The following is a 21,621-nucleotide window of genomic DNA, read 5'->3' as shown; positions in this document are numbered from 1 at the left end:
AATCCTTCATTGAAGACTGAGAGAAGCCCACTGGGGGCAGGCGGCCTGCTCGATGCGCACCGGGCAATGGGCCGGCACCTGCTCGAACAGGCTTAGCAAATCGATGTTGCGCAGGCGTATGCATCCATGGGACAGCGCTACGCCCAAGGGTTCCGTATCCGGGGTGCCGTGCAGGTAGATATAACGGCGGAAGGTGTCGACCGCACCCAGGCGGTTGACACCCGGCTCGCAGCCACTAAGCCAGAGGATGCGGGTGAGGATCCAGTCCCGGCCGGGGTATTGCGCATGCAAGGCCGGCGACCACACCTCGCCGGTCCAGCGCCGCCCGACCAATACCGCTTTCAGCGGCAAGCCCGCGCCGATCTTCGCTCGCACCTGGTGCAAGCCACACGGCGTGCAACCCGAGCCGTTGCGCTCGCCGGCGCCGTTGCGCGCCGTTGAAACCGGCAGGCGTACGCGCAGCTGGCCATCGGCAAAACCATAAAGGCGCTGATCGGCGAGGGAAATGTGCAGGAAGTCGAGGTCAGGCATGGGCGCTAGCTTAGCCGAAGCGCCCTGCCCCGCCCAGCCTTCAGGCCTTGGCGGTGGTCGCGCCTGCGCTGGTCTTGGTGCGCGGGCGCAGCTGCGCGGCGGCCATGGCGTCGTCGGTTACACCGCTATCGGCACGCATGCCCGCAGCCAGGAACGGCACCATCAGGCGCATTACCTGCTCGATCGAGGTATTGATGCCGAAATCGGTTTCGGCAATCGCCCGCAGGGCCTTGATACCAGACATGCTGAAGGCGGCGGCGCCAAGCATGAAGTGCACGCGCCAGAACAGCTCCAGCGGCGGAATGCGCGGCGCGGCCTCGTTGACCAGTAGCATGTACCGGCGGAACACCTTGCCGTACATGTCTTCCAGGTAACGCCGCAGGTGGCCCTGGCTCTGGCTGAAGGCCAGACCCAGCAGGCGCATGAAGATCGACAGGTCGTTGTTGCTGCGCGGCTGCACGGCCAAAGCCTGCTCGACCAGCATTTCCAGCAGCTCCTCGAGGCTCGGCTTGTGCTCAGGCTTGGCCTGGCGCCGCTCCAGCTCACGTTCGAGGCTGGCGCAGAACGGCCCGAGGAAGCGCGAAAACACTGCCTGGATCAGGGCCTTCTTGGAGCCGAAGTGATAGTTGACTGCCGCCAGGTTGACCCCGGCCTTGCTGGTAATCAGCCGCAACGAGGTTTCTGCGAACCCCCTTTCCGCGAACAGCTGCTCGGCAGCATCGAGAATGCGTTCAACGGTTTCCGATTGGGCCATGACTACTCCGACTACTCCGCCAGACAAACAGGTGTTTGAAACATACGTTTCAGCCCTGTTTCTGTCAAGGCTCGGTGACCGGTCGGTCGCCATTTAAAAACGCCAGGCGGGTGGCTGCAAGCGCCATTGCTACTGTTTATTGCGGGTTTTGGCTTGCAGCGCATCCAGTACTGTATATAATCCCAGTCACTGTACAAAAAGACAGAGCGCTCACCATGTTGAAACTGACGCCACGCCAAGCCGAAATTCTCGCGTTCATCAAGCGTTGCCTGGAAGACAACGGCTTCCCGCCGACGCGCGCCGAGATTGCTCAGGAGCTGGGCTTCAAGTCGCCCAACGCCGCCGAGGAGCACCTCAAGGCCCTCGCCCGCAAAGGCGCGATCGAGATGACCCCGGGCGCCTCCCGTGGTATTCGCATCCCCGGCCTGGAAGCCAAGGCCGAAGAAAGCGGCCTGCCGATCATCGGCCGGGTTGCCGCCGGTGCGCCGATCCTTGCCGAACAGCACATCGAGCAATCCTGCAACATCAACCCCGACTTCTTCCACCCCCAGGCCGACTATCTGCTGCGCGTACACGGCATGAGTATGAAGGACGTCGGCATCTTCGATGGCGACCTGCTGGCGGTACACACCTGCCGCGAAGCCCGCAATGGCCAGATCGTCGTGGCCCGCATCGGCGACGAAGTCACCGTCAAGCGCTTCAAGCGCGAAGGCAGCAAGGTGTGGCTGCTTGCCGAAAACCCCGAATTCGCCCCCATCGAAGTCGACCTGAAAGAACAGGAGCTGGTGATCGAGGGCTTAAGCGTCGGCGTCATTCGCCGCTGATCCAGGAGGCATCATGCAGCAGTTCATTCACGTACCCGAGCAAGCTCAGTTGCCATTGTTCGAAGCATTCCTCGCCCAGCCCGTACTGCCTGGCCTGAAAGCCAGCGAAGTGGCACGTAAGAACAGCCAGCCCGAGCTGTTCAGCGAACTGTCGCTGCGCGGAGCCCCCGGGCATTGCCAAAGCCTGCTGGCACCCGTGCTGCGCGAACTGAGCGAAGAGGACGAGACCCGCTGGCTGACCCTGATCGCCCCGCCGTCGAGCCTGACCCAGGCCTGGCTGCGCGATGCCGGGCTCAACCGTGAACGCATCCTGCTGCTGCAACCTCGCGGCAATCAAAGCCCGCTTCAACTGGCCTGCGAAGCCTTGCGTCTGGGCCGCAGCCACACCGTCGTCAGCTGGCTGGGCAATGTCAACGCCACTGCGCGCCAGCAATTGCTGCGCGCTGCCAGTGCCGGAAACGCACAAAGCCTGAACATCCGCCTCGGCTGATGTTCAGGCTTTGCCTGTCACTGCATGAAACCTGATGCCTTGCTGCACCTCAGTGCAGCACTCGCGGCCCTTCATCACGCTCAAGCTCGCCATCCATCAGGCGACCGGCCATCTGTACGCCCACGCTGAGCATGGCCTTGGCCACTTCCACATGCTGACCCTGCAGGAACGCCTTGGCGTCTTCCGAGAAATCCAGGGTTACCAGAGAGCCCTCATCCTCGGCGCGACGCAGTTCGATGCGGCCATCAGGCAACTCGACAATTTCCAGAAACGACGTAGACATAAATGGCAGTTCTCCGCGAAAGGCCGGCATTGTACCAGCCGTAGCTGCTATCAGCACTCACTCAACGCGTCACGGAAACGTCTCACCAGGCCTTTGAGGTCGCTGCGCCAGCGTTCCAGTTCGGCATGCGACAGCGCCGGATGCTCGGGCTCATCGAGATTGACCGCCTGAATCAATGGCTGGGTAACGTCGGTTTTCGGCGTTTTTTTCGCGACCGGTGGTCGGAACAAATCGGCATAAGCACCAAGCATTTGTGCCAGCCAGGTTTCGCGCTGGCGGGCCAGCTCCAGCAGCTCGGCCACTTCCGGGATGGCGATACCGTTCAGGGCGTCGTCAGCCAGTGCTTGCTCGACAGTTGCAACAACTGGCAAGCGGTAGAAGCCACCAATTTCATGACACAGGCCCAACAATGCGCCGTAGAGATGGAACAGCGCCGACTCGCGTTCGGCCTGGACCAGGCCCTGGGCATTCATGGCCTGGCTTTGTTCGGCCTTGGCCATGGACTCCAGGGCGAGGCCGGCAAAGAACAGTTTCTGATTGGTGCGGGTGTAGAGTTCCTGGGCCATTTCAGTGACCTCCCTAAGGCTGCAAAGCGGATAGCTGCATCATAAATGATTGGGGCCGCTTTGCGCCCCTTCGCAGGCTTGCCCCGCCTGACCGGTTAACGCGGTCAGCTGTAGGAGCGGCCTTGTGTCGCGAAAGGGCTGCAAAGCAGCCCCAGCAATTTGTGCATCTGCGCTGAAATCCTGGGGCTGCTTTGCAGCCCTTTCGCGACACAAGGCCGCTCCTACAAGGGCGCGCGCAGGTCAGAGACTGATGAAGAATCAGCGCTTGTCTTCAACCTTCCACGCATTGCCGTCGTAGAACGCCTTCCAGCCGGTCGGCTTGCCATCAACCTCGGACTGCACATACTGCTCCTTGGTCTTGCGGCTGTAGCGGATAACTGCAGGGCGGCCTTCCGGGTCTTTCTGCGGCGCATCGCACAGGAAGTGGTACTTCGGATCAATCTCGTGTTTGTGTGGAACGATTTCCAGCACCAGCGGTGCACGGGTTTCGCGATTCTTGGGGAACTGGCTGGCTGCCAGGAACAGCCCCGAAGCGCCATCACGCAGCACGTAGGTATCGTCGACCTTCTCGCACTTGAGCTCCGGCATGTCCACCTTGTCCATCTTCGGTGGCGCCGCCTCGCCGCTCTTGAGCAGTTTGCGAGTGTTCTTGCACGCCGGGTTGGTGCAACCGAAGAACTTGCCGAAGCGGCCAGTCTTCAACTGCATCTCGCTGCCACACTTGTCGCACTCCAGGCTCGGCCCTTCGTATCCCTTGATGCGGTAGTTGCCTTCCTCGATCTCGTAGCCAGCGCAATCCGGGTTGTTACCGCAGATGTGCAGCTTGTGCTTCTCGTCCAGCAGGTATGCATCCATCGCCGTGGCGCAGATCGGGCAGCGGTGCTTGCCCAGCAACACGCGGGATTCCGATTCGCCCTCGTCGTCGGCGGCAATCTCGTCGCCCGGCACCAGGTTGACGGTGGCCTTGCAGCGCTCTTTCGGCGGCAGGCTGTAGCCCGAGCAACCGAGGAACACGCCGGTGGAGGCGGTGCGGATCATCATCGGCCGGCCACATTCCTTGCACGGAATGTTGGTCATGGTCGGCTGGTTGGCACGCATGCCGTCTTCGCTGGACTCGGCAGTCTGCAGCTTCTTGCTGAAGTCGCCGTAGAACTCGTCGAGCACGTTCTTCCAGTCACGCTCGCCCTGGGCCACGTCGTCGAGGTTCTCTTCCATGTCGGCGGTAAAGCCGTAGTCCATCAGGTTGGAGAAGCTTTCGGACAGGCGCTCGGTGACGATGTCGCCCATCTTCTCGGAATAGAAGCGGCGGTTGTGCAGGGTCACATAGCCACGGTCCTGAATGGTCGAAATGATCGCCGCATAGGTCGACGGGCGACCGATGCCGCGCTTTTCCATTTCCTTGACCAGGCTGGCTTCGGTGAAGCGCGCCGGTGGCTTGGTGAAGTGCTGGCTCGGGTCGATCTGGATCAGCTTCAGCGCTTCGCCCTGGACCATTTCCGGCAACACGTCGTCTTCGCCAGGCTTGCTCTGTTGCGGCAGCACACGGGTGTAACCGTCGAACTTGAGGATACGGCCCTTGGCACGCAACTCGAAGTCGCCTGCAGCCACGGTGACGCTGGTGGACAGGTACTGCGCCGGCGGCATCTGGCAGGCCAGGAACTGGCGCCAGATCAGCTCATACAGGCGCTCGGCGTCACGCTCCATGCCACTGAGCTTGCTCGGGTGGGTGTTCACGTCGGAAGGACGAATCGCTTCGTGCGCCTCCTGGGCGCCTTCCTTGCTGCCGTACACCAGCGGTGCCTCGGGCAGGTACTGCTTGCCGAACTCGCGCTCGATGTAGCTGCGCGCCATATCCAGGGCGTCGGCCGACAGGTTGGTCGAGTCGGTACGCATGTAGGTGATGTAGCCGGCTTCGTACAAGCGCTGGGCCATCATCATGGTTTTCTTCACACCGAAGCCCAGGCGGTTGCTGGCGGCCTGCTGCAAGGTGGAGGTAATGAACGGTGCCGAAGGCTTGCTGCTGGTCGGGCGGTCTTCGCGCTTGACCACGCTGTAGCTGGAAGCCTTGAGCTTCTCCAGCGCGGCCATGGCCTGGGCTTCGTTCAGCGGTTTGAAGGCCTCGCCCTTCTCGCGGGCCACTTCGAAGCGCACCTTGGCGTTCTTGGCGGTGCCGAGGTCGGCATGGATTTCCCAGTACTCTTCCGGGATGAACGCGCGGATTTCACGCTCGCGCTCCACCACCAGCTTCACCGCGACCGACTGTACACGGCCGGCGGACAAGCCCCGGGCGATCTTGGCCCACAGCAGCGGCGAAACCATGTAGCCGACCACGCGGTCGAGGAAACGCCGCGCCTGCTGCGCGTTGACCCGGTCGATATCCAGCTCGCCCGGCTGCGAGAAGGCCTCCTGGATGGCCTTCTTGGTAATTTCGTTGAACACCACGCGTTTGTAGCGGGTGTCATCGCCGCCGATGGCCTCGCGCAGGTGCCAGGCAATGGCTTCCCCTTCGCGGTCCAAGTCGGTTGCGAGATAGATGGTGTCGGCGTCCTTCGCCAGGCGGCGCAGCTCTTCGATCACCTTTTCCTTGCCAGGCAGGATCTCGTACTTGGCCTTCCAGCCGTGGTCGGGGTCGACGCCCATGCGTGCCACCAGCTGGCGGCGGGCCTTTTCCTTCGGCGACAGGGCCGGAGCCTCACCCGCGGCCTTGCCACGCTTGGCGGCTGGCTCTTTGCTGGCGCTGGCCGAACCGCTGGTGGGGAGGTCTCGGATATGGCCGATACTCGACTTCACCACGTACTGGTTGCCCAGGTACTTGTTGATGGTCTTGGCCTTGGCCGGGGATTCCACAATGACCAGCGATTTGCCCATGGATCGGAGTATTCCTGAATCTGAAGATGAAAAACGCGTCAGGTGCCAGACGCGGCACCGCTATATATAGTGGCAAAAGTGTGAGGTCAAGTTCGGACTATCACTGGTGCGACTTGCCCAGCACCCCGGGCAGCCCCTCTTCGGCCTTGACCAAAGCAAAGCGTGGCACCTGCTCGCCGTCAACCTCGACGGACTCCCGGAACATCGAAAGTGGCCGTACCCAGAAGCTGTAATCACCATACAGGCATTGGTAGAACACCATCCACTCTTCGCTCTCGGAGTGCCGCGCAACACTGAAGACACGGTACTCAGGCCCTTTGTAATGCCGGTATACGCCTGGTTGTATCTGCATGTTGCTCCACCCTCTTGAATAAAACCTGTAAAAACAAAACCGGGGCACAAGGCCCCGGTCGCTGTCCCGCTACGCGATCAGACGCGCTCGAAGACAGTGGTGATACCTTGGCCGAGGCCGACGCACATGGTCGCCACCCCCAGGGTACCGCCATTCTGCTTCATGACATTGAGCAGGGTGCCGGAAATCCGCGCCCCGGAGCAACCGAACGGGTGGCCCAAGGCAATGGCGCCGCCGTGCAGGTTAACCTTCTCATCCATCTTGTCGAGTACTTTCAAGTCTTTCAGCACTGGCAGGGCCTGTGCAGCGAAGGCTTCATTGAGCTCGATGAAATCGATGTCGGCCATGGTCAGGCCAGCACGCTTGAGGGCTTTCTGGGTCGACGGCACCGGGCCGTAGCCCATGATTGCCGGGTCGACACCAGCTACCGCCATGGAACGGATGACCGCCAATGGCTGGATGCCCAGGTCCATGGCGCGCTGACCGGACATGACGATCATGCACGATGCACCGTCGGTGATCTGCGACGAGGTACCGGCAGTGACGGTACCGCCTTTCGGGTTGAACGCCGGCTTCAGCGATGCCAGGCCTTCGAGGGTGGTTTCCGGGCGAATGGTTTCGTCGAAATCGAACACCTTCAGGAAGCCGTTCTCGTCGTAGCCCTGCATCGGGATGATTTCGTCCTTGAACTTGCCTTCGACCGTGGCCTTGTGGGCCAGCTGGTGCGAACGCAGGCCGAACAGGTCCTGCTGCTCACGGGTGATGCCGTGCATCTTGCCGAGCATTTCCGCGGTCAGGCCCATCATCCCGGAAGCCTTGGCAGCATGCAAGGACAGGTGCGGGTTGGGGTCGACGCCATGCATCATGCTGACGTGGCCCATGTGCTCCACGCCACCGACCACGAACACATCACCGTTGCCGGTCATGATCGCCTGGGCGGCGGTGTGCAGCGCGCTCATCGACGAGCCGCACAGGCGGCTGACGGTCTGCGCCGCGGAAGTGTGCGGGATCTGGGTCATCAGCGAGGCCATCCGGGCGATGTTCCAGCCCTGCTCGAGGGTTTGGTTGACGCAGCCCCAGATCACGTCCTCGACTTCTTTCGGGTCGACCTTGTCGTTGCGTTCCAACAGCTTGCTGATCAGGTGCGCCGACATGTCTTCGGCGCGGGTATTGCGGTGCATGCCACCCTTGGAGCGGCCCATCGGCGTGCGACCGAAGTCGACAATCACCACGTCTCTTGGATTCAGGCTCATATCAAATCTCTCGCTCTAGCTCGTTGACCGCTCAGTTGAAGAAGCGCTGGCCGTTCTTGGCCATCTCACGCAGCTTCGCGGTCGGGTGGTACAGCGGCCCCAGGTCGGCGTATTGATCGGCCAGGGCAACGAATTCGGCCACACCGATCGAGTCGATGTAGCGCAGCGCACCACCGCGGAAGGGAGGGAAACCAATGCCGTAGACCAGACCCATGTCGGCTTCGGCAGCGGTTTCGACGATGCCGTCTTCCAGGCAGCGCACGGTCTCCAGGCACAGCGGGACCATCATCCAGTTGATGATGTCTTCGTCGGTGACTTCACGCTGCTCGTAGACGATCGGCTTGAGCACGTCGAGCACGGTGGCGTCGGCGACCTTCTTCGGCTTGCCGCGCTTGTCGGTTTCGTAGGCGTAGAAGCCCTTGCCGTTCTTCTGCCCCAGGCGGTTGGCCTCGTACAATGCGTCAACGGCCGAGCGGCGCTCGTCCTTCATGCGGTCCGGGAACCCTTCGGCCATCACGTCGCGGCCGTGGTGGCCGGTGTCGATGCCGACCACGTCCATCAGGTACGCCGGGCCCATTGGCCAGCCGAACTTCTCCATGACCTTGTCGATACGCACGAAGTCGACACCGGCGCTTACCAGCTTGGCGAAGCCGCCGAAGTACGGGAACAGCACGCGGTTGACCAGGAAGCCCGGGCAGTCGTTGACCACGATCGGGTTCTTGCCCATTTTCTTGGCGTAGGCCACGGTGGTGGCAACCGCCACTTCACTGGACTTCTCGCCACGGATGACTTCCACCAGCGGCATCATGTGCACCGGGTTGAAGAAGTGCATGCCAACGAAGTTTTCCGGGCGCTTGAGCGCCTTGGCCAGCAGGTTGATGGAAATGGTCGAGGTGTTGGAAGCGAGGATCGCATCGTCCTTCACCTGGGCTTCCACTTCAGCCAGCACGGCCTGCTTGACTTTCGGGTTCTCGACCACGGCCTCGACGACGATGTCGACATTGGCGAAGTCACCATAGGACAGGGTCGGGCGAATGGCGTTGAGTGCCTCGGCCATCTTGGCCGGGGTCAGGCGGCCCTTCTCGACGCGGTTGCCGAGCAGCTTGGAGGCCTCGTTCAGGCCCAGCTGGATGGCTTCCTCGCGGATATCCTTCATCAGGATCGGGGTGCCCTTGACCGCCGATTGGTAGGCGATGCCGCCACCCATGATGCCGGCACCGAGCACGGCGGCCTGCTTCACGTCGTGGGCGATTTCGTCATGCGCCTTGGCCTTGCGTTTGAGTTCCTGGTCGTTGAGGAACAGGCCGATGAGGCTCTCGGCAACCGAGGTCTTGGCCAGCTTGGCGAAGCCTGCGGCTTCGACTTCCAGGGCCTTGTCACGGCCGAAGTTGGCAGCCTTCTGGATAGTCTTGATGGCTTCGACCGGGGCTGGGTAGTTCGGGCCGGCCTGGCCGGCGACGAAGCCCTTGGCAGTCTCGAAGGCCATCATCTGTTCGATGGCGTTGAGCTTGAGCTTTTCCAGCTTGGGCTGGCGCTTGGCCTTGTAGTCCAGCTCGCCACTGATGGCGCGCTTGACCAGGTCAAGGGCACCGGCCATCAGCAGCTCAGGCGCGACCACGGCGTCGACAGCCCCCACTTTCAGGGCGTCCTCGGCACGGTTTTCCTTGCCGGCGGCGATCCATTCGATGGCGTTGTCCGAACCGATCAGGCGCGGCAGGCGCACGGTGCCGCCAAAGCCCGGGTAGATACCCAGCTTGACTTCCGGCAGGCCGATCTTGGCGCTGGTGGACATGACCCGGTAGTCGGCGGCCAGGCACATTTCCAGGCCGCCGCCCAGGGCGATGCCGTTGATGGCGGCGACGGTCGGCACTTCGAGGTCTTCGAAGGCGTTGAAAATGCGGTTGGCTTCCAGGTTGCCGGCGACCAGTTCGGCCTCGGGCAGCTTGAAGTTGTCGACGAACTCGGTGATGTCGGCGCCGACTATGAACACGTCCTTGCCACTGCTGACGATCACGCCCTTGACCGAGGCGTCGGCCTGGATGGCATCGACGGCCTGGCGCAGTTCGTTCAGGGTCAGGCGGTTGAACTTGTTGACGGACTCACCCTTGAGGTCGAACTTGAGCTCGACGATGCCACTTTCAAGAGCCTTAACCGTGATGGCTTTACCTTCGTAAATCATCAACTGATCTCCACGATATGGAAGCTGAACTGTACACGCCGATCGCTGCGGCAAAAGCAGGCCTAGCTGCCCTGCCCCAGGCACACCCGTCAGCGCGCTAGTCGGAAGTATGGCTTGGCGTCATGACATACAAACGCTCAATTCATACGCCCGTTTGATTTGGGTGTGCACACATTCTCCGAAAAGATCGGCGTTGTCAAATGCTCGCGAGCAAGGTGAAAACACGACTTTCCGGTCATTTTGTAGCGTCCCGGTACAAAACATGATGACAGTGATTGCTGACCATTCATGTCGGCGATTGACCATGAACCGCAGAAGAATGCTGCAGCTTTTGCCTTGCGCGGCGGCCTCCAACGGCTACACTGGCACTTGCTTGAATGCATACCCGGCCTGCCTGGCCTTTTCTGCGCAGCAGAACGCAAAGCGGCGACTTGGCACCCCACCCCTTCAGGGTTCGGCCAAGCCGCCGCTTTGTCGTTATAGAGGCTTAAAAAGCACCGCATACCCCTGTAGGAGCGGCCTTGTGTCGCGATCGGGCTGCGCAGCAGCCCCGGGGATTTGAGAGAAAAGCAAAGATTGCCGGGGCTGCTGCGCAGCCCGATCGCGACACAAGGCCGCTCCTACAGGGCCCGTGCAAGACAGCTCTCAAGCCAGGGCTTCGAGGACGTGGGCAATATCCTGCAACACAGCCGTATCGCCCCGCTCGGTCCAGTACAACGCGATCATCCGGGCATCGCCCTCGACCTTGTAGACACTCGCCGGCAAGCGTGCCAAGGCCTCCATGAAGCGTGGGTCCTCGCAGGGTTCACGCCACTGGTTCCACCAAACCCCCGGGGTGATCTGCCAGAAGCAGAAGCTGTCCTCATGCCCGCGGCGACGCGCCCGGTGGTATTGCGGGCATGGGCTTGGCGGCTCCTTTTCCAGCCAGTGCGGCCATTGCTGCGGCGCCAGCTGCATGGCCAAACCCATGTGCCGAGCCTCCAGGCGCAGCTTCATCTGCTCGCTCTGCTTGCGCGATGTGCGCAGCCAGGAAAGCGGGCTGAGAATCAGCGCGAGGATTGACACCACCAGCAATACCGTCATATCAGTAGTTCCCATAAAACGTTGCAAATGAGCTGGTTAGCCATTTTTCACGGAAGACCCGCCCGAAAGCGACCATACTTCTTCTATCGCGATTGTCAGGAGTTCCGCTCATGTCCTACGAACATCTTCTGGTCGCCGTCGACCTGACCGAAGAATGCGACCCGGTGATCAAGCGCGCCATGGCGCTGGCCGCGCCGTCGAATGCCAAGGTTTCGCTGGTACACATCGTCGAGCCGATGGCCATGGCGTTCGGCGGCGACGTGCCGATGGACCTGTCGCAGCTGCAACAGCAGCAGTTCGACCAGGCCAAGGAACGCATGGACCGCCTGTTCAACAAATACCCGGACATCCACCGCGGCGACTCGCACCTGACCTATGGCCAGCCGCGCCAGGAAATCCACCAGTTGGCCAAGGACCAGAAGTGCGACCTGATCGTGGTTGGCAGCCATGGCCGGCATGGCCTGGCATTGCTGCTGGGCTCCACGGCCAATGACGTGCTGCATGGCGCGCCGTGCGATGTACTGGCGGTGCGATTGCAGAAGAAGGAATGATTCAACCTGTGCCGGCCCTTTCGCGGGTGAACCCGCTCCCACAGGTACTGCACCGCGCTCAACAGCGGTGCGGTCCTTGTGGGAGCGGGTTAACCCGCGAAGAGGCCGGGTCAGGCTAACGCCGATCAGCCTTCCAGCTCGGCCCAGCGCTCCACCAGCACATCCAGCTCACTCTGCAGCTTCTCGATCTTGGCCAGCACTGCCGAGGTTTCCGCAATCGGCCGCTGATAGAAGCCCGCCGCATTCACTTCTTCCTGGGCCTCGGCCATGCGCTGCTCCAGCTCGTCGATCTGCCCCGGCAGCATTTCCAGCTCACGTTGCAGCTTGTAGCTGAGCTTCTTCTTCGAACCATCTGCCACCACTGCAACCGGCGCAGGCGCCGGCTTGGCCTCTACCTTCTCCACCACCGCGCTGTTGAGCTCGGACTTGCCGCCCTTGCTCTCGGTCACGCCCAGCAGCTTCGGCGAGCCCCCTTGGCGAATCCAGTCCTCGTAACCACCGACGTATTCACGCACCTTGCCCTCGCCTTCGAACACCAGGGTGCTGGTGACGACGTTGTCGAGGAAGGCCCGGTCGTGGCTGACCATCAGCACGGTGCCCTTGTAGTTGGACAGCACCTCCTCGAGCAGCTCGAGGGTTTCCACGTCCAGGTCGTTGGTCGGCTCGTCAAGCACCAGCAGGTTGGCCGGCTTGCTGAACAGCTTGGCCAGCAACAGCCGTGCACGCTCGCCACCCGAGAGCGCCTTGACCGGCGTACGGGCACGCTGAGGGCTGAACAGGAAATCGCCCAGGTAGCTCAGCACATGGCGGTTCTGGCCGTCGATCTCGATGAAGTCCCGGCCTTCGGCCAGGTTGTCGATAACGGTCTTTTCCAGGTCGAGCTGGTGGCGCATCTGGTCGAAATAGGCCACTTCCAGCTTGGTGCCGCGCTCTACCTTGCCTGCGGTCGGCTCCAGGTCACCGAGCATCAGCTTTAGCAACGTGGTCTTGCCGGTACCATTCGCGCCCAGCAGGCCAATGCGGTCCTCACGCTGCAGGACCATGGAGAAGTCCTTGACCAGCACAGGCCCTTCCGGGTGATGGAAGCTGACGTTCTCCAGCACCATTACCTGCTTGCCGGACTTTTCCGCCGCCTCGATCTGGATGTTGGCCTTGCCCTGGCGCTCGCGGCGTTCGCTGCGCTCCACGCGCAGGGCCTTCAGCGCGCGTACGCGGCCTTCGTTGCGGGTACGGCGGGCCTTGATGCCCTGGCGAATCCATACCTCTTCCTGGGCCAGACGCTTGTCGAACAACGCGTTGGCGGTTTCCTCGGCGGCCAGCGCGGCCTCCTTGTGCACCAGGAAGCTGGCATAGTCGCCGTTCCAGTCGATCAGGCCGCCGCGGTCCAGTTCGAGGATGCGGGTGGCCAGGTTCTGCAGGAACGAACGGTCGTGGGTGATGAACAGTACCGCGCCATTGAAGCCGCGCAGGGCCTCTTCGAGCCAGGCGATGGCACCGATGTCCAGGTGGTTGGTCGGCTCGTCGAGCAGCAGCAGGTCGGGCTCCGACACCAGCGCCTGGGCCAGCAGCACGCGGCGGCGCCAGCCACCGGACAGTTCGGCCAGGGTCTTGTCGGCCGGCAGCTGCAGGCGGCTGAGAGTGCTTTCCACCACCTGCTGCAGGCGCCAGCCGTCACGGGCTTCCAGCTCGTGCTGGACGTGCATGAGTTTTTCCAGGTCTTCATCACCCTGGATGTTCAGGCTCAGGTGATGGAACTGCGCCAGCAGATCGCCCACACCATCCAGGCCTGCGGCCACCACGTCGAACACCGTGCGCTCGTCGGCCACCGGCAGCTCCTGCGGCAGCTCGCCGATCTTCAGGCCCGGGGCACGCCAGATTTCGCCGTCGTCGCCCTTCTGCTCGCCCTTGACCAGGCGCAGCATGCTCGACTTGCCGGTGCCGTTGCGGCCGATGATGCACACCCGCTCGCCACGAGCGATCTGCCAGGACACTTTGTCCAGCAGCGGCATGGCGCCGAATGCGAGGGACACATCGCTGAATTTGAGCAGGGTCATGTTGGTCTCCATAAATCGGGCGCGCATTCTACCTGACTTGGCCCCCGACGGCATCCGCCTGGCCATCCGGCAAGGGCTTTGCGACATCTGGTCGAACTTAATATCCCGATACAAGCACAGTGCTTTCACCCGCCGCTGGCAAACAGCTAAGCTAAGGCAATAGCTTCCAACAGTGCTGGCTCCGCCGTCACTTCCCCATGGTTCAACTGCCCGGACGTATCATGCGCAGCCGCCTGTTACATATTGCATCCTGCCTGCTGCTCACCGCCGCCACCTGCGCGGCGCAGGCCGCCGATCTTACCCTGCAACGCCAGTACTATGACGAGGCCAAGCGCGCGCTGGCCAAAGGCGACAAAGGCCCCTATCTGCGCTATGCCCAGGCCCTCAGCGACTACCCGCTGACGCCCTACCTGGCCTACGACGAACTCACCGCCCGCCTGAAAACCGCGAGCAACCAGGAAATCGAAGGTTTCCTTGCCAAGCATGGCGACCTGCCCCAGGCCAACTGGATGAAACTACGCTGGTTGCGCTGGCTTGCCGAACGCGGCGAATGGAACACTTTCGTCAAGTACTACGACCCCAAGCTCAACTTCACCGAACTGGACTGCCTCAACGGCCAGTACCAGCTCAGCCACGGCCTGCGCGCCGAGGGTTTTGCCACGGCCGACAAACTGTGGAACGTCGGCAAGTCGCAGCCGGCTACCTGCGACACACTGTTCGGCATGTGGGCGGCCGAGGGCCAACTGACCGAGGCCAAGCGCTGGCAACGCACCAAGCTGGCGGCCCAGGCGCGCAATTACGGTCTGGCCAACAACCTGGTCAAGACCCTGACCACCCTCGCGCCGCAGGGGCGCCTGCTGGTAGAGGTGGCGCAGAAACCCGAGCTGCTCAACCAGCCGTCGCGCTTCACCCCGGCCAACGAAGCCATGTCCGACGTGGTCAGCCTCGGCCTGCGCCGCCTTGCCCGACAGGACCCGGAGCGGGCCATGGCGCTGCTCGACGACTACGCCCAGCGCATGCACTTTTCACGCGACGAGAAGGTGGCCATCGCCCGCGAAATCGGCCTGACGCTGGCGCGCCGCTACGACCCGCGCGCGCTCGACCTGATGACCCGTTACGACCCCGAGCTGCGTGACAACACCGTCAGCGAATGGCGCCTGCGCCTGCTACTGCGCCTGGGCCGCTGGGAAGACGCCTACGAGCTGACCCGCCGCCTGCCCCAGGACCTGGCCAACAGCAGCCGCTGGAAGTACTGGCAGGCGCGCAGCCTGGAGCTGGCGCAGCCGAACAACCCACAGATCCCGCTGCTGTACAAGACCGTGGCGCGCGAGCGTGACTTCTACGGTTTCCTCGCTGCCGACCGGGCACAAACCCCTTACCAGCTGAACAACAAGCCGCTGGTGCTCAGCCCACAGCTGGTCAACAAGGTCCGCAACACCCCGGGCATCCGCCGTGCCCTGGAGTTCCACGCCCGTGGCCAGATCGTCGAAGGTCGCCGCGAGTGGTACCACGTCAGCCGCCACTTCAGCCGCGACGAAATGGTCGCCCAGGCGCGCCTGGGCTACGACCTGCGCTGGTACTTCCCGGCCATTCGCACCATCAGCCAGGCGCAGTACTGGGACGACCTGGACATCCGCTTCCCGATGGCCCACCGCGACACCCTGGTGCGCGAGGCCAAGGTCCGCGGCCTGCATTCGAGCTGGGTCTTCGCCATTACCCGCCAGGAAAGTGCGTTCATGGAGGATGCCCGTTCCCCGGTCGGTGCCAGCGGCCTGATGCAGTTGATGCCGGCCACGGCCAAGGAAACCGCGCGCAAGTTCAGTATCCCGCTGGCATCACCGGCGCAGGTGCTCAACCCGGACAAGAACATCCAGCTGGGTGCGGCCTACCTGAGCCAGGTGCACAGCCAGTTCAACGGCAACCGGGTGCTCGCGTCGGCAGCCTACAACGCCGGGCCTGGGCGTGTGCGGCAGTGGCTCAAAGGCGCCAAGCACCTGAGCTTCGATGTGTGGGTGGAGTCGATCCCGTTCGACGAAACGCGCCAGTATGTGCAGAACGTACTGTCGTATTCGGTGATCTACGGGCAGAAGCTGAACTCGCCGCAGCCGCTGGTGGATTGGCATGAGCGGTATTTCGATGACATGTGATTGCTACTGAGCCTGTGCCGGCCTCTTCGCGGGTTTACTCGCGAAGAGGCCGGCACAGGCAACACAGCTACTCCAGGATTTCGACCTGCATCCCTACCTCCAACCACCCGCTGCCATCCACCGCCAGGTTCTGCCCGAACAGCACATCCCCCTCCTTCTCACGGAAGGTCCTGAGCGTGGCCATCGGCTCGCGGTCCTCGCTGCGCTCGCCGGTAACCGGGTCGATGGTGGTAAAGATGCAGCGCACACTGGGCTTGAGCACGCGAAACTCCAGGCTGCCGATACGAATCCGCTTCCAGCCATCTTCGGCAAACGGTTCAGCCCCCTGCACCACCAGGTTGGGTCGAAAGCGAAGCACCTCCATGGGCCGGCCGATACGGCGATCGAGTTCTTCCAGCGATCCCTGGTTGATCAGCAACAACGGGAAACCGTCGGGGAACGCCGCCCGGTCACTGTTGAAGCCATAGCCATTGGGCAGGTAACGCGCGCGCTGCTCCGGGCAATACACCAGGCGCACGGCCTTGCCCAGCAACTGGCTGAGCCAGGCCGCCGCCGCGTCGCCCGCATCCGGCACACGCAAGGTATCGCGCCAGATGGTCACGCCGCGCAGGGCGTCATCGGCAGGTGGCACAGGTACCCACAAGGGAGTTTGCCCAGGTGCTTCCAGCAGCAACTGGCCGCTGTCATCGTCGCTTGCCTTGATCTGGCCTAGATGAGGCCAGGCGCGCTGGGTAAGGAAGCGTCCATTTTCTTCCTCCACCACCATCCAGCGCCGGTCACCCTGCAACCCCAGCAACCCAACCGCTGAAGCCTGCAGGCGTTGCGCCTGCCCGGACTTCACCGGGTACCGATACAGCTCACTGAGAAACATCCCTGCCGCCTCGCGTCATGCCAAAACGCCAAGCTTATACTCCGCAGGGGCCGGGATCACGCAGTAGCGGCATCCAGCAACAGGCGTTGCTTGACCACGTCGACCAGGCGATCGGGCTGGAACTTGGACAGGAAGTTGTCGCAGCCTACCTTCTTCACCATGGATTCGTTGAAACTGCCCGACAGCGAGGTGTGCAAAACCACGTACAGCTGGCGCAAACGGGCATCGCCACGGATCTCGGTGGTCAACCGGTAGCCGTCCATTTCCGGCATCTCGGCGTCGGTGAACACCATCAGCAGCTTCTCGCACACATCCTCACCAGCGTCGGCCCAGCCCTTGAGCATGCGCAGCGCCTTCAGACCATCACTGGCCACGTGCAGCTTCACACCCAGCTGGGACAGGGTGTCGCGCAATTGCGCCAGTGCCACGCTGGAGTCGTCCACCAGCAGCACTTCGCGGCCGCGGGCCCGGGCCAGCACCGGATCGGCGAGTTTGTCGCCGGAAACCCGGGCGTTGTAGGGCACGATCTCGGCCAGCACCTTCTCCACGTCGATCACTTCCACCAGCTTGTCATCGACCTTGGTGATGGCCGTCAGGTAATGCTGGCGCCCGGCGCTGGACGGCGGCGGCATGATCGCCTCCCAGTTCATGTTGACGATACGGTCGACACCGCCCACCAGGAAAGCCTGCACCGAGCGGTTGTATTCGGTGACGATGATGGTGCTGTCCGGCCCCGGCTGCAGCGGGCGCATGCCGATCGCCTGGGACAGGTCGATCACCGGCAGGGTCTGGCCTCGCAGGTTGACCACACCGCAGACGAAAGCGTGGCGCTGGGGCATCAGGGTCAACTTGGGCAGCTGCAGCACTTCCTGCACCTTGAACACGTTGATCGCGAACAACTGGCGGCCAGCCAGGCGAAACATCAGGATTTCCAGGCGGTTCTCACCCACCAGTTGCGTGCGTTGGTCTACCGTGTCGAGAATGCCAGCCATTGGAAAGCCCCCAGGCTTGAGTCGGAAAAAGTGAAATCATCCACCCTGTATCGGCGGCTTCACGCACACCTTGACCCTTGCGGGAAAATGCCGTGAAGGCAATTGATATCACTTTACCATCATGCTTTACTGCGGGAAGCGCGGGTGATTCAGCGGGACAGCAAAAGTTCCCCTCCTGAGGCCCTTATCAGGGAAACCCTTAGCTACAATCGGGTGCGACCTGATGTTCGCGATATCCTTTAGCCATTAATGTGACGCCATTCTCATTGCATGAATGGAGTCAGGCTTTTGCTAGCTATCGTTTTGGCGTGCCCGTCCCCTGAGCCAGCCCCACGCGCGGGGGCATCATGATGGACAGCGCCTTGTCGTTCGATAACGCCCTGCAGGGGTTCCTGCTGGATGCGCAGGTACTGCTGACCCAGGCCCAGGAATGCCTGCAGCATCTGGAACTGATCGACAACGACCCGGATGCTTGCCACTGCCTGGAAAATGCCCTCGACAACCTCGCTCGACAGGCCGCACATCTGGGCCTGCGCGAAGTCGCCCATTACACCACCGCCCTGCAGCAATTGCTGGCACCGGCCTGCCAGGTCGGTTGCCTGCAGCGCGAAGCCCTGCCCGCGGTAGGGGCCTGCCTGACCTTGCTGGCCTGGCAGTTGGAACTGGTAGACCCTTGCACCGGACGGCTTAACCTGGACATCGGCGAGCAGTTGGTGCTGCTGGGTGAACTGGCCAAGGTCTTGCAGCAAACGTTTGCACAACCTTGCACACCCTGCGACGAGCAAGGCAGCGTGTGCATTCACCCGCATTCCGAGACGGCAGGCAGCACGCACTCCGGCCGCTCATCTGCCACCTATTGAACTGGCGCAAAATGCAGCCGGGCACGTTTATTCAGGCCCATCCTGGCCGAACCTGGAACATTCTCGAGGTTTTTCAGGTTGCGGGGTGCCAAGTTGAATCAACAGCGCACAAGTTCGATGGCAAGTGCATATTGCGCGATCAAGCAAAGCGGCACTTTGCCACCCTCCCGCACCCGCCCCGTCGGCGTTTCATGGCGTTAGCCGACCGCGACCGATGCACTGCGAAGTGGTAATATGCGCCCCCACAAACGCTTGCGGCCTGCAGCAAGGTCGCAAGATCATGTGTTTGAAAGAAAACGGCAAGTACTGCTCCAAAGCCTCTGACATGGATTGTGCAAGGCCTCCATCAGCAATACTTCAGTGGCTTCCCTACCTATGCTTCCACGCTTGAAGACTTCTTTGCTGTGCTGCTCCCGTACTACCCTGCTGCGCTGGGCGACTGTCGGGCTGTGCATTGCCTCGCTGGTCGCCAACCTGTTGCTGTACCTGGCCGATCAGGTGATTCCGGCCAGCCTGCTGGTGCTGCAACTGGCCGCCACACTGGGCGCTACCGTGCACCTGGCCCTTGGTGCCAAGTCGATCAGCCTGCGCCCGGCGGAACTGGCCGAGCGCATGCTCAAAGTCCAGGAAGGCGAGCGCCAGCACCTGAGCCGGGAACTGCACGACGACATCGGCCAGTTGCTCACCGCCGCCAAGCTGCAGCTGCAGTGGCTGCAGAAGCGCATGCCCGACGAGCTGCAAGGCCACTGCGACGCGCTGCGCAGCACGCTGGATGACACCTTGGGCAACGTGCGCGATGTCTCCGCCCTGCTCAACCCGCGGCAGTTGGCCAGCCTGGGCCTGGAAGCCAGCCTGCGCGCACACCTGGTGCGCACCCTGGGCAACAGCGGCGTTCACTGGAGCCTGGCATGCAACCAGCGCTTGGGGGGCATCGACGAGGCCGTGGCCATGGCGGTGTTCCGCATTACCCAGGAAGCCGTGACCAACATGCTGCGCCACGCCCAGGCACGCAATCTGGTCATCCGCCTGCAGCGCACCCCCGAGGGGTTGGCGCTGTCAATCCAAGACGATGGCCGCGGCTTCGTGCCCGCCAGGCAACCGGCCGAAGCAGGCCAGCGGGGCTTGGCCGGTATGCAGGAGCGGGTAACCGCGTTGCAGGGCAGCCTGGACATCACCAGCCAGCTCGGCCTGGGCACGCACATCGAGGCGATGTTCCCATGGCCACCGCGCACCCAGCAACGCGCCAGGAGCACTGCAACCCATGACCTGTAGACTGCTGCTGGTAGACGACCACTCGCTGATTCGCGCTGGTGTGCGCGCACTGGTGTGCGACATCCCCGGCTATGACGTGATCGGTGAAGCCGACGACGGCAGCCAGTTGCTCGAACAGGTGCGCACGCTGGCGCCGGACATCGTCTTGCTGGACATCTCCATGCGCTCGACCAGCGGCCTGGACGCCCTCACCCAACTGCGCGCCAGCGGCAGCACCTGCAAGGTGTTGATCCTGTCGATGCACACCGACCCGGACCTGATCATGCGGGCACTGGAGAGTGGCGCCCACGGCTACCTGCTCAAGGACACCAGCGCCACCGAGCTGGAACAGGCCCTGACCGCGGTGCGCAACGGCGAGCGCTACCTCAGCCCAGCCGTCGCCCATACGGTCATCAACCAGGCGCTGCAGCACACCAGGCAGGGCAAGCTACCAGCTGGCGAGCGGCATAATCTCACGGCGCGACAGCTGGAGATCCTGCGCCTGATCGTGCGTGGCAAGTCCACCCGGGAAATCGCCACCGGCCTGGGCCTGTCGATCAAGACAGTGGAAACCCACCGCTCGCAAGTCATGAAACGCCTGCAAATCCATGACGTGGCCGGCCTGGTGCTGTTCGCCGTGCGCGAGAAAATCATCAGCCTGGACGACTGAGCAACGGAGACCCCTCCGGCAGGTGTAGCCGCAGTGCAGCGGGCTTGGCCTGGAAGCGTAACTTTTCGGCCTGCACTGGCTCGCCATCAAGATTGATGTCCAGCCCCTGCGAGCACTTGATCTCCACCCAGGGCAACCTGGCCCTGACGAACAGACCGTTACCGGCCAACAGCTCACGCAACGTCCCGACCATCTCCTGAGGTGCCGGCAGGATGGCGATATCGAGCAAGCCGTCGTTCACCAGGGCCTCGGGGCACAGCACTTGCCCACCCCCGGCCTGGCGGCCATTGCCGATCCCCAGCGCCAGCAGGTCACCCTGCCAGTCGAAGCCTGGCCCTTGCAGCTCTACCGAGGCGGCCTGCAGTTCGCTAAAGCGCGACAACCCGGTGAACAGGTAGGCGGCCGCGCCCAGTACTTTCTTCAGGTCTTCGGAGGTATTGGCCGTGACCTGGCTGCCAAAACCGCCCGTGGCCATGTTGAGGAACAGCTGGTCGCCGGCCTGGCCCAGGTCTATCGGCCGTGCGGGTATGTTCAGCAAGGCCAGGGCCGTGGCAGGCTCCAGGGGTATGCCGGCGGCCTTGGCAAAATCGTTGGCCGTGCCCAGCGGCAACAACGCCAGGCTGGCCTTGGTACCTGCCAGCCCCATGGCCTCGGCGACATCACGCAGCGTGCCATCCCCGCCTCCGGCGACGATGTGGTCGTAGCCGGCGGCCAGCGCCTCGGTGACCAGGCGCTGGGCGTCACCGGCCTCCCAGGTAACCCGCACATCCAGGACCCAGCCGCTGTCGCGCAGGTCATGCACGGCGCTGCGCAAGTCTTCGTTCATCGCCTGCTTGCCATGCAGGATCAGCATTGCCTTGCCCGCTCGCATGTTGTGCGCCTCCGTGAAGTGATCAACCCAGATCTCGACCCTTTGCAGTCGCGGATCGTTGCATGCGCCCGAAAAAATAGCAGGCCGCTCCCCAGTGCCTGTCAGTTAAGCAATTCGGGGCTGCTTTGCAGCCCCAGTAAAGCCTGTAGAAACCTTAACTGACTGGCATTA

At 62.6% G+C, this 21,621-nt stretch carries 20 protein-coding genes; 7 read left to right on the top strand and 13 right to left on the bottom strand.

The window, feature by feature from the left end:
* Nucleotides 1–6 precede the first annotated feature (6 nt).
* Both GEV38_RS09480 and GEV38_RS09475 read right to left on the bottom strand, forming a co-directional pair.
* A complete protein-coding gene (locus tag GEV38_RS09480; RefSeq protein WP_015269533.1) occupies nucleotides 7–531 on the bottom strand; it encodes a L,D-transpeptidase in 525 nt (174 codons plus the stop codon).
* Nucleotides 532–571: 40 nt separating this feature from the next.
* The gene (locus GEV38_RS09475) at nucleotides 572–1,285 is read right to left on the bottom strand and encodes a TetR/AcrR family transcriptional regulator (protein ID WP_013971718.1); all 714 of its coding nucleotides are present in this window, start codon (nucleotides 1,283–1,285) and stop codon (nucleotides 572–574) included.
* Between the two features lie 215 nt (nucleotides 1,286–1,500).
* Here GEV38_RS09475 and lexA point away from each other — a divergent pair, with 215 nt between their 5' ends.
* On the top strand, nucleotides 1,501–2,109 hold the full coding sequence (lexA, locus tag GEV38_RS09470) for a transcriptional repressor LexA (protein WP_004376420.1): 609 nt from the start codon (nucleotides 1,501–1,503) through the stop codon (nucleotides 2,107–2,109).
* A 13-nt stretch (nucleotides 2,110–2,122) separates the two neighbouring features.
* On the top strand, nucleotides 2,123–2,599 hold the full coding sequence (sulA, locus tag GEV38_RS09465; RefSeq protein WP_015269532.1) for an SOS-induced cell division inhibitor SulA: 477 nt from the start codon (nucleotides 2,123–2,125) through the stop codon (nucleotides 2,597–2,599).
* Between the two features lie 49 nt (nucleotides 2,600–2,648).
* Here sulA and GEV38_RS09460 read toward each other — a convergent pair whose 3' ends face one another.
* The 7 genes from GEV38_RS09460 to GEV38_RS09430 all read right to left on the bottom strand — a co-directional run bounded on the left by GEV38_RS09460 (nucleotide 2,649) and on the right by GEV38_RS09430 (nucleotide 11,183).
* Nucleotides 2,649–2,882, bottom strand: coding sequence for a hypothetical protein (locus GEV38_RS09460; RefSeq protein ID WP_004376430.1), 234 nt, complete (start codon nucleotides 2,880–2,882; stop codon nucleotides 2,649–2,651).
* A gap of 50 nt (nucleotides 2,883–2,932) precedes the next feature.
* Nucleotides 2,933–3,448, bottom strand: a complete 516-nt coding sequence (locus GEV38_RS09455; protein ID WP_043935471.1) for a DUF6586 family protein — start codon at nucleotides 3,446–3,448, stop codon at nucleotides 2,933–2,935.
* 258 nt (nucleotides 3,449–3,706) lie between these two features.
* Complete coding sequence (gene topA / locus GEV38_RS09450) at nucleotides 3,707–6,316, bottom strand: type I DNA topoisomerase (RefSeq protein ID WP_015269531.1); 2,610 nt, start codon at nucleotides 6,314–6,316, stop codon at nucleotides 3,707–3,709.
* A gap of 100 nt (nucleotides 6,317–6,416) precedes the next feature.
* Nucleotides 6,417–6,668, bottom strand: a complete 252-nt coding sequence (locus GEV38_RS09445) for a DUF1653 domain-containing protein (protein ID WP_015269530.1) — start codon at nucleotides 6,666–6,668, stop codon at nucleotides 6,417–6,419.
* Nucleotides 6,669–6,745: 77 nt separating this feature from the next.
* Nucleotides 6,746–7,921 carry an acetyl-CoA C-acyltransferase FadA gene (fadA, locus tag GEV38_RS09440; protein ID WP_013971712.1) on the bottom strand — a complete coding sequence of 392 codons (1,176 nt, stop codon included), beginning with the start codon at nucleotides 7,919–7,921 and terminating at the stop codon, nucleotides 6,746–6,748.
* 31 nt (nucleotides 7,922–7,952) lie between these two features.
* Nucleotides 7,953–10,100: a fatty acid oxidation complex subunit alpha FadB gene (fadB, locus tag GEV38_RS09435; RefSeq protein WP_015269529.1), complete on the bottom strand. Its 2,148-nt coding sequence runs from the start codon at nucleotides 10,098–10,100 to the stop codon at nucleotides 7,953–7,955.
* 645 nt (nucleotides 10,101–10,745) lie between these two features.
* Nucleotides 10,746–11,183 (bottom strand): hypothetical protein, encoded by a 438-nt coding sequence (locus GEV38_RS09430; RefSeq protein WP_054572729.1) that lies wholly within the window; start codon nucleotides 11,181–11,183, stop codon nucleotides 10,746–10,748.
* A 110-nt stretch (nucleotides 11,184–11,293) separates the two neighbouring features.
* Between GEV38_RS09430 and GEV38_RS09425 the strand changes: the two genes are divergently transcribed.
* Nucleotides 11,294–11,734: a universal stress protein gene (locus tag GEV38_RS09425; RefSeq protein ID WP_013971709.1), complete on the top strand. Its 441-nt coding sequence runs from the start codon at nucleotides 11,294–11,296 to the stop codon at nucleotides 11,732–11,734.
* A gap of 125 nt (nucleotides 11,735–11,859) precedes the next feature.
* On the opposite strand, the gene GEV38_RS09420 is transcribed toward GEV38_RS09425, so the two are convergent.
* Nucleotides 11,860–13,788, bottom strand: coding sequence for an ATP-binding cassette domain-containing protein (locus GEV38_RS09420; RefSeq protein ID WP_096010220.1), 1,929 nt, complete (start codon nucleotides 13,786–13,788; stop codon nucleotides 11,860–11,862).
* 221 nt (nucleotides 13,789–14,009) lie between these two features.
* Between GEV38_RS09420 and GEV38_RS09415 the strand changes: the two genes are divergently transcribed.
* Entirely contained in the window at nucleotides 14,010–15,935 is a 1,926-nt protein-coding gene (locus GEV38_RS09415) for a transglycosylase SLT domain-containing protein (protein WP_061302839.1), read from the top strand.
* Nucleotides 15,936–16,002: 67 nt separating this feature from the next.
* On the opposite strand, the gene GEV38_RS09410 is transcribed toward GEV38_RS09415, so the two are convergent.
* On the bottom strand, nucleotides 16,003–16,806 hold the full coding sequence (locus tag GEV38_RS09410; RefSeq protein WP_054572732.1) for an MOSC domain-containing protein: 804 nt from the start codon (nucleotides 16,804–16,806) through the stop codon (nucleotides 16,003–16,005).
* Between the two features lie 56 nt (nucleotides 16,807–16,862).
* A complete protein-coding gene (locus GEV38_RS09405; RefSeq protein ID WP_015269524.1) occupies nucleotides 16,863–17,798 on the bottom strand; it encodes a chemotaxis protein CheV in 936 nt (311 codons plus the stop codon).
* A gap of 350 nt (nucleotides 17,799–18,148) precedes the next feature.
* On the opposite strand from GEV38_RS09405, the gene GEV38_RS09400 reads away from it, so the two are divergent.
* The 3 genes from GEV38_RS09400 to GEV38_RS09390 all read left to right on the top strand — a co-directional run bounded on the left by GEV38_RS09400 (nucleotide 18,149) and on the right by GEV38_RS09390 (nucleotide 20,579).
* A complete protein-coding gene (locus GEV38_RS09400; RefSeq protein WP_054572733.1) occupies nucleotides 18,149–18,658 on the top strand; it encodes a hypothetical protein in 510 nt (169 codons plus the stop codon).
* Between the two features lie 375 nt (nucleotides 18,659–19,033).
* Nucleotides 19,034–19,930 (top strand): sensor histidine kinase, encoded by an 897-nt coding sequence (locus tag GEV38_RS09395; protein ID WP_043935470.1) that lies wholly within the window; start codon nucleotides 19,034–19,036, stop codon nucleotides 19,928–19,930.
* Complete coding sequence (locus tag GEV38_RS09390; protein ID WP_015269521.1) at nucleotides 19,920–20,579, top strand: response regulator transcription factor; 660 nt, start codon at nucleotides 19,920–19,922, stop codon at nucleotides 20,577–20,579. The genes GEV38_RS09395 and GEV38_RS09390 overlap by 11 nt, the downstream gene beginning before the upstream one ends.
* Here the strand turns inward: GEV38_RS09390 and yegS are convergent.
* Nucleotides 20,563–21,450 carry a lipid kinase YegS gene (gene yegS, locus GEV38_RS09385; RefSeq protein ID WP_015269520.1) on the bottom strand — a complete coding sequence of 296 codons (888 nt, stop codon included), beginning with the start codon at nucleotides 21,448–21,450 and terminating at the stop codon, nucleotides 20,563–20,565. The two genes, GEV38_RS09390 and yegS, sit on opposite strands and share 17 nt — an antisense overlap.
* Nucleotides 21,451–21,621 lie beyond the last annotated feature (171 nt).

Origin of the sequence: Pseudomonas sp. 13159349 (assembly GCF_013305685.1) — a bacterium.
Taxonomy (GTDB): domain Bacteria; phylum Pseudomonadota; class Gammaproteobacteria; order Pseudomonadales; family Pseudomonadaceae; genus Aquipseudomonas; species Aquipseudomonas asiatica.
This window is presented reverse-complemented; position numbering and strand designations above follow the sequence as displayed.

Excerpts from the sequence above, each read along its gene's own strand:
- GEV38_RS09395 (WP_043935470.1), top strand. The coding sequence starts at position 19,034 with ATGCTTCCACGCTTGAAGACTTCTTTGCTGTGCTGCTCCCGTACTACC.
- lexA (WP_004376420.1), top strand. The coding sequence starts at position 1,501 with ATGTTGAAACTGACGCCACGCCAAGCCGAAATTCTCGCGTTCATCAAG.
- yegS (WP_015269520.1), bottom strand. The coding sequence starts at position 21,450 with ATGCGAGCGGGCAAGGCAATGCTGATCCTGCATGGCAAGCAGGCGATG.
- sulA (WP_015269532.1), top strand. The coding sequence starts at position 2,123 with ATGCAGCAGTTCATTCACGTACCCGAGCAAGCTCAGTTGCCATTGTTC.
- GEV38_RS09410 (WP_054572732.1), bottom strand. The coding sequence starts at position 16,806 with ATGTTTCTCAGTGAGCTGTATCGGTACCCGGTGAAGTCCGGGCAGGCG.
- GEV38_RS09405 (WP_015269524.1), bottom strand. The coding sequence starts at position 17,798 with ATGGCTGGCATTCTCGACACGGTAGACCAACGCACGCAACTGGTGGGT.
- GEV38_RS09445 (WP_015269530.1), bottom strand. The coding sequence starts at position 6,668 with ATGCAGATACAACCAGGCGTATACCGGCATTACAAAGGGCCTGAGTAC.
- GEV38_RS09415 (WP_061302839.1), top strand. The coding sequence starts at position 14,010 with ATGCGCAGCCGCCTGTTACATATTGCATCCTGCCTGCTGCTCACCGCC.
- GEV38_RS09425 (WP_013971709.1), top strand. The coding sequence starts at position 11,294 with ATGTCCTACGAACATCTTCTGGTCGCCGTCGACCTGACCGAAGAATGC.
- topA (WP_015269531.1), bottom strand. The coding sequence starts at position 6,316 with ATGGGCAAATCGCTGGTCATTGTGGAATCCCCGGCCAAGGCCAAGACC.
- GEV38_RS09390 (WP_015269521.1), top strand. The coding sequence starts at position 19,920 with ATGACCTGTAGACTGCTGCTGGTAGACGACCACTCGCTGATTCGCGCT.
- GEV38_RS09460 (WP_004376430.1), bottom strand. The coding sequence starts at position 2,882 with ATGTCTACGTCGTTTCTGGAAATTGTCGAGTTGCCTGATGGCCGCATC.
- GEV38_RS09400 (WP_054572733.1), top strand. The coding sequence starts at position 18,149 with ATGGACAGCGCCTTGTCGTTCGATAACGCCCTGCAGGGGTTCCTGCTG.
- GEV38_RS09430 (WP_054572729.1), bottom strand. The coding sequence starts at position 11,183 with ATGACGGTATTGCTGGTGGTGTCAATCCTCGCGCTGATTCTCAGCCCG.
- fadA (WP_013971712.1), bottom strand. The coding sequence starts at position 7,921 with ATGAGCCTGAATCCAAGAGACGTGGTGATTGTCGACTTCGGTCGCACG.
- GEV38_RS09420 (WP_096010220.1), bottom strand. The coding sequence starts at position 13,788 with ATGACCCTGCTCAAATTCAGCGATGTGTCCCTCGCATTCGGCGCCATG.
- fadB (WP_015269529.1), bottom strand. The coding sequence starts at position 10,100 with ATGATTTACGAAGGTAAAGCCATCACGGTTAAGGCTCTTGAAAGTGGC.
- GEV38_RS09475 (WP_013971718.1), bottom strand. The coding sequence starts at position 1,285 with ATGGCCCAATCGGAAACCGTTGAACGCATTCTCGATGCTGCCGAGCAG.
- GEV38_RS09455 (WP_043935471.1), bottom strand. The coding sequence starts at position 3,448 with ATGGCCCAGGAACTCTACACCCGCACCAATCAGAAACTGTTCTTTGCC.
- GEV38_RS09480 (WP_015269533.1), bottom strand. The coding sequence starts at position 531 with ATGCCTGACCTCGACTTCCTGCACATTTCCCTCGCCGATCAGCGCCTT.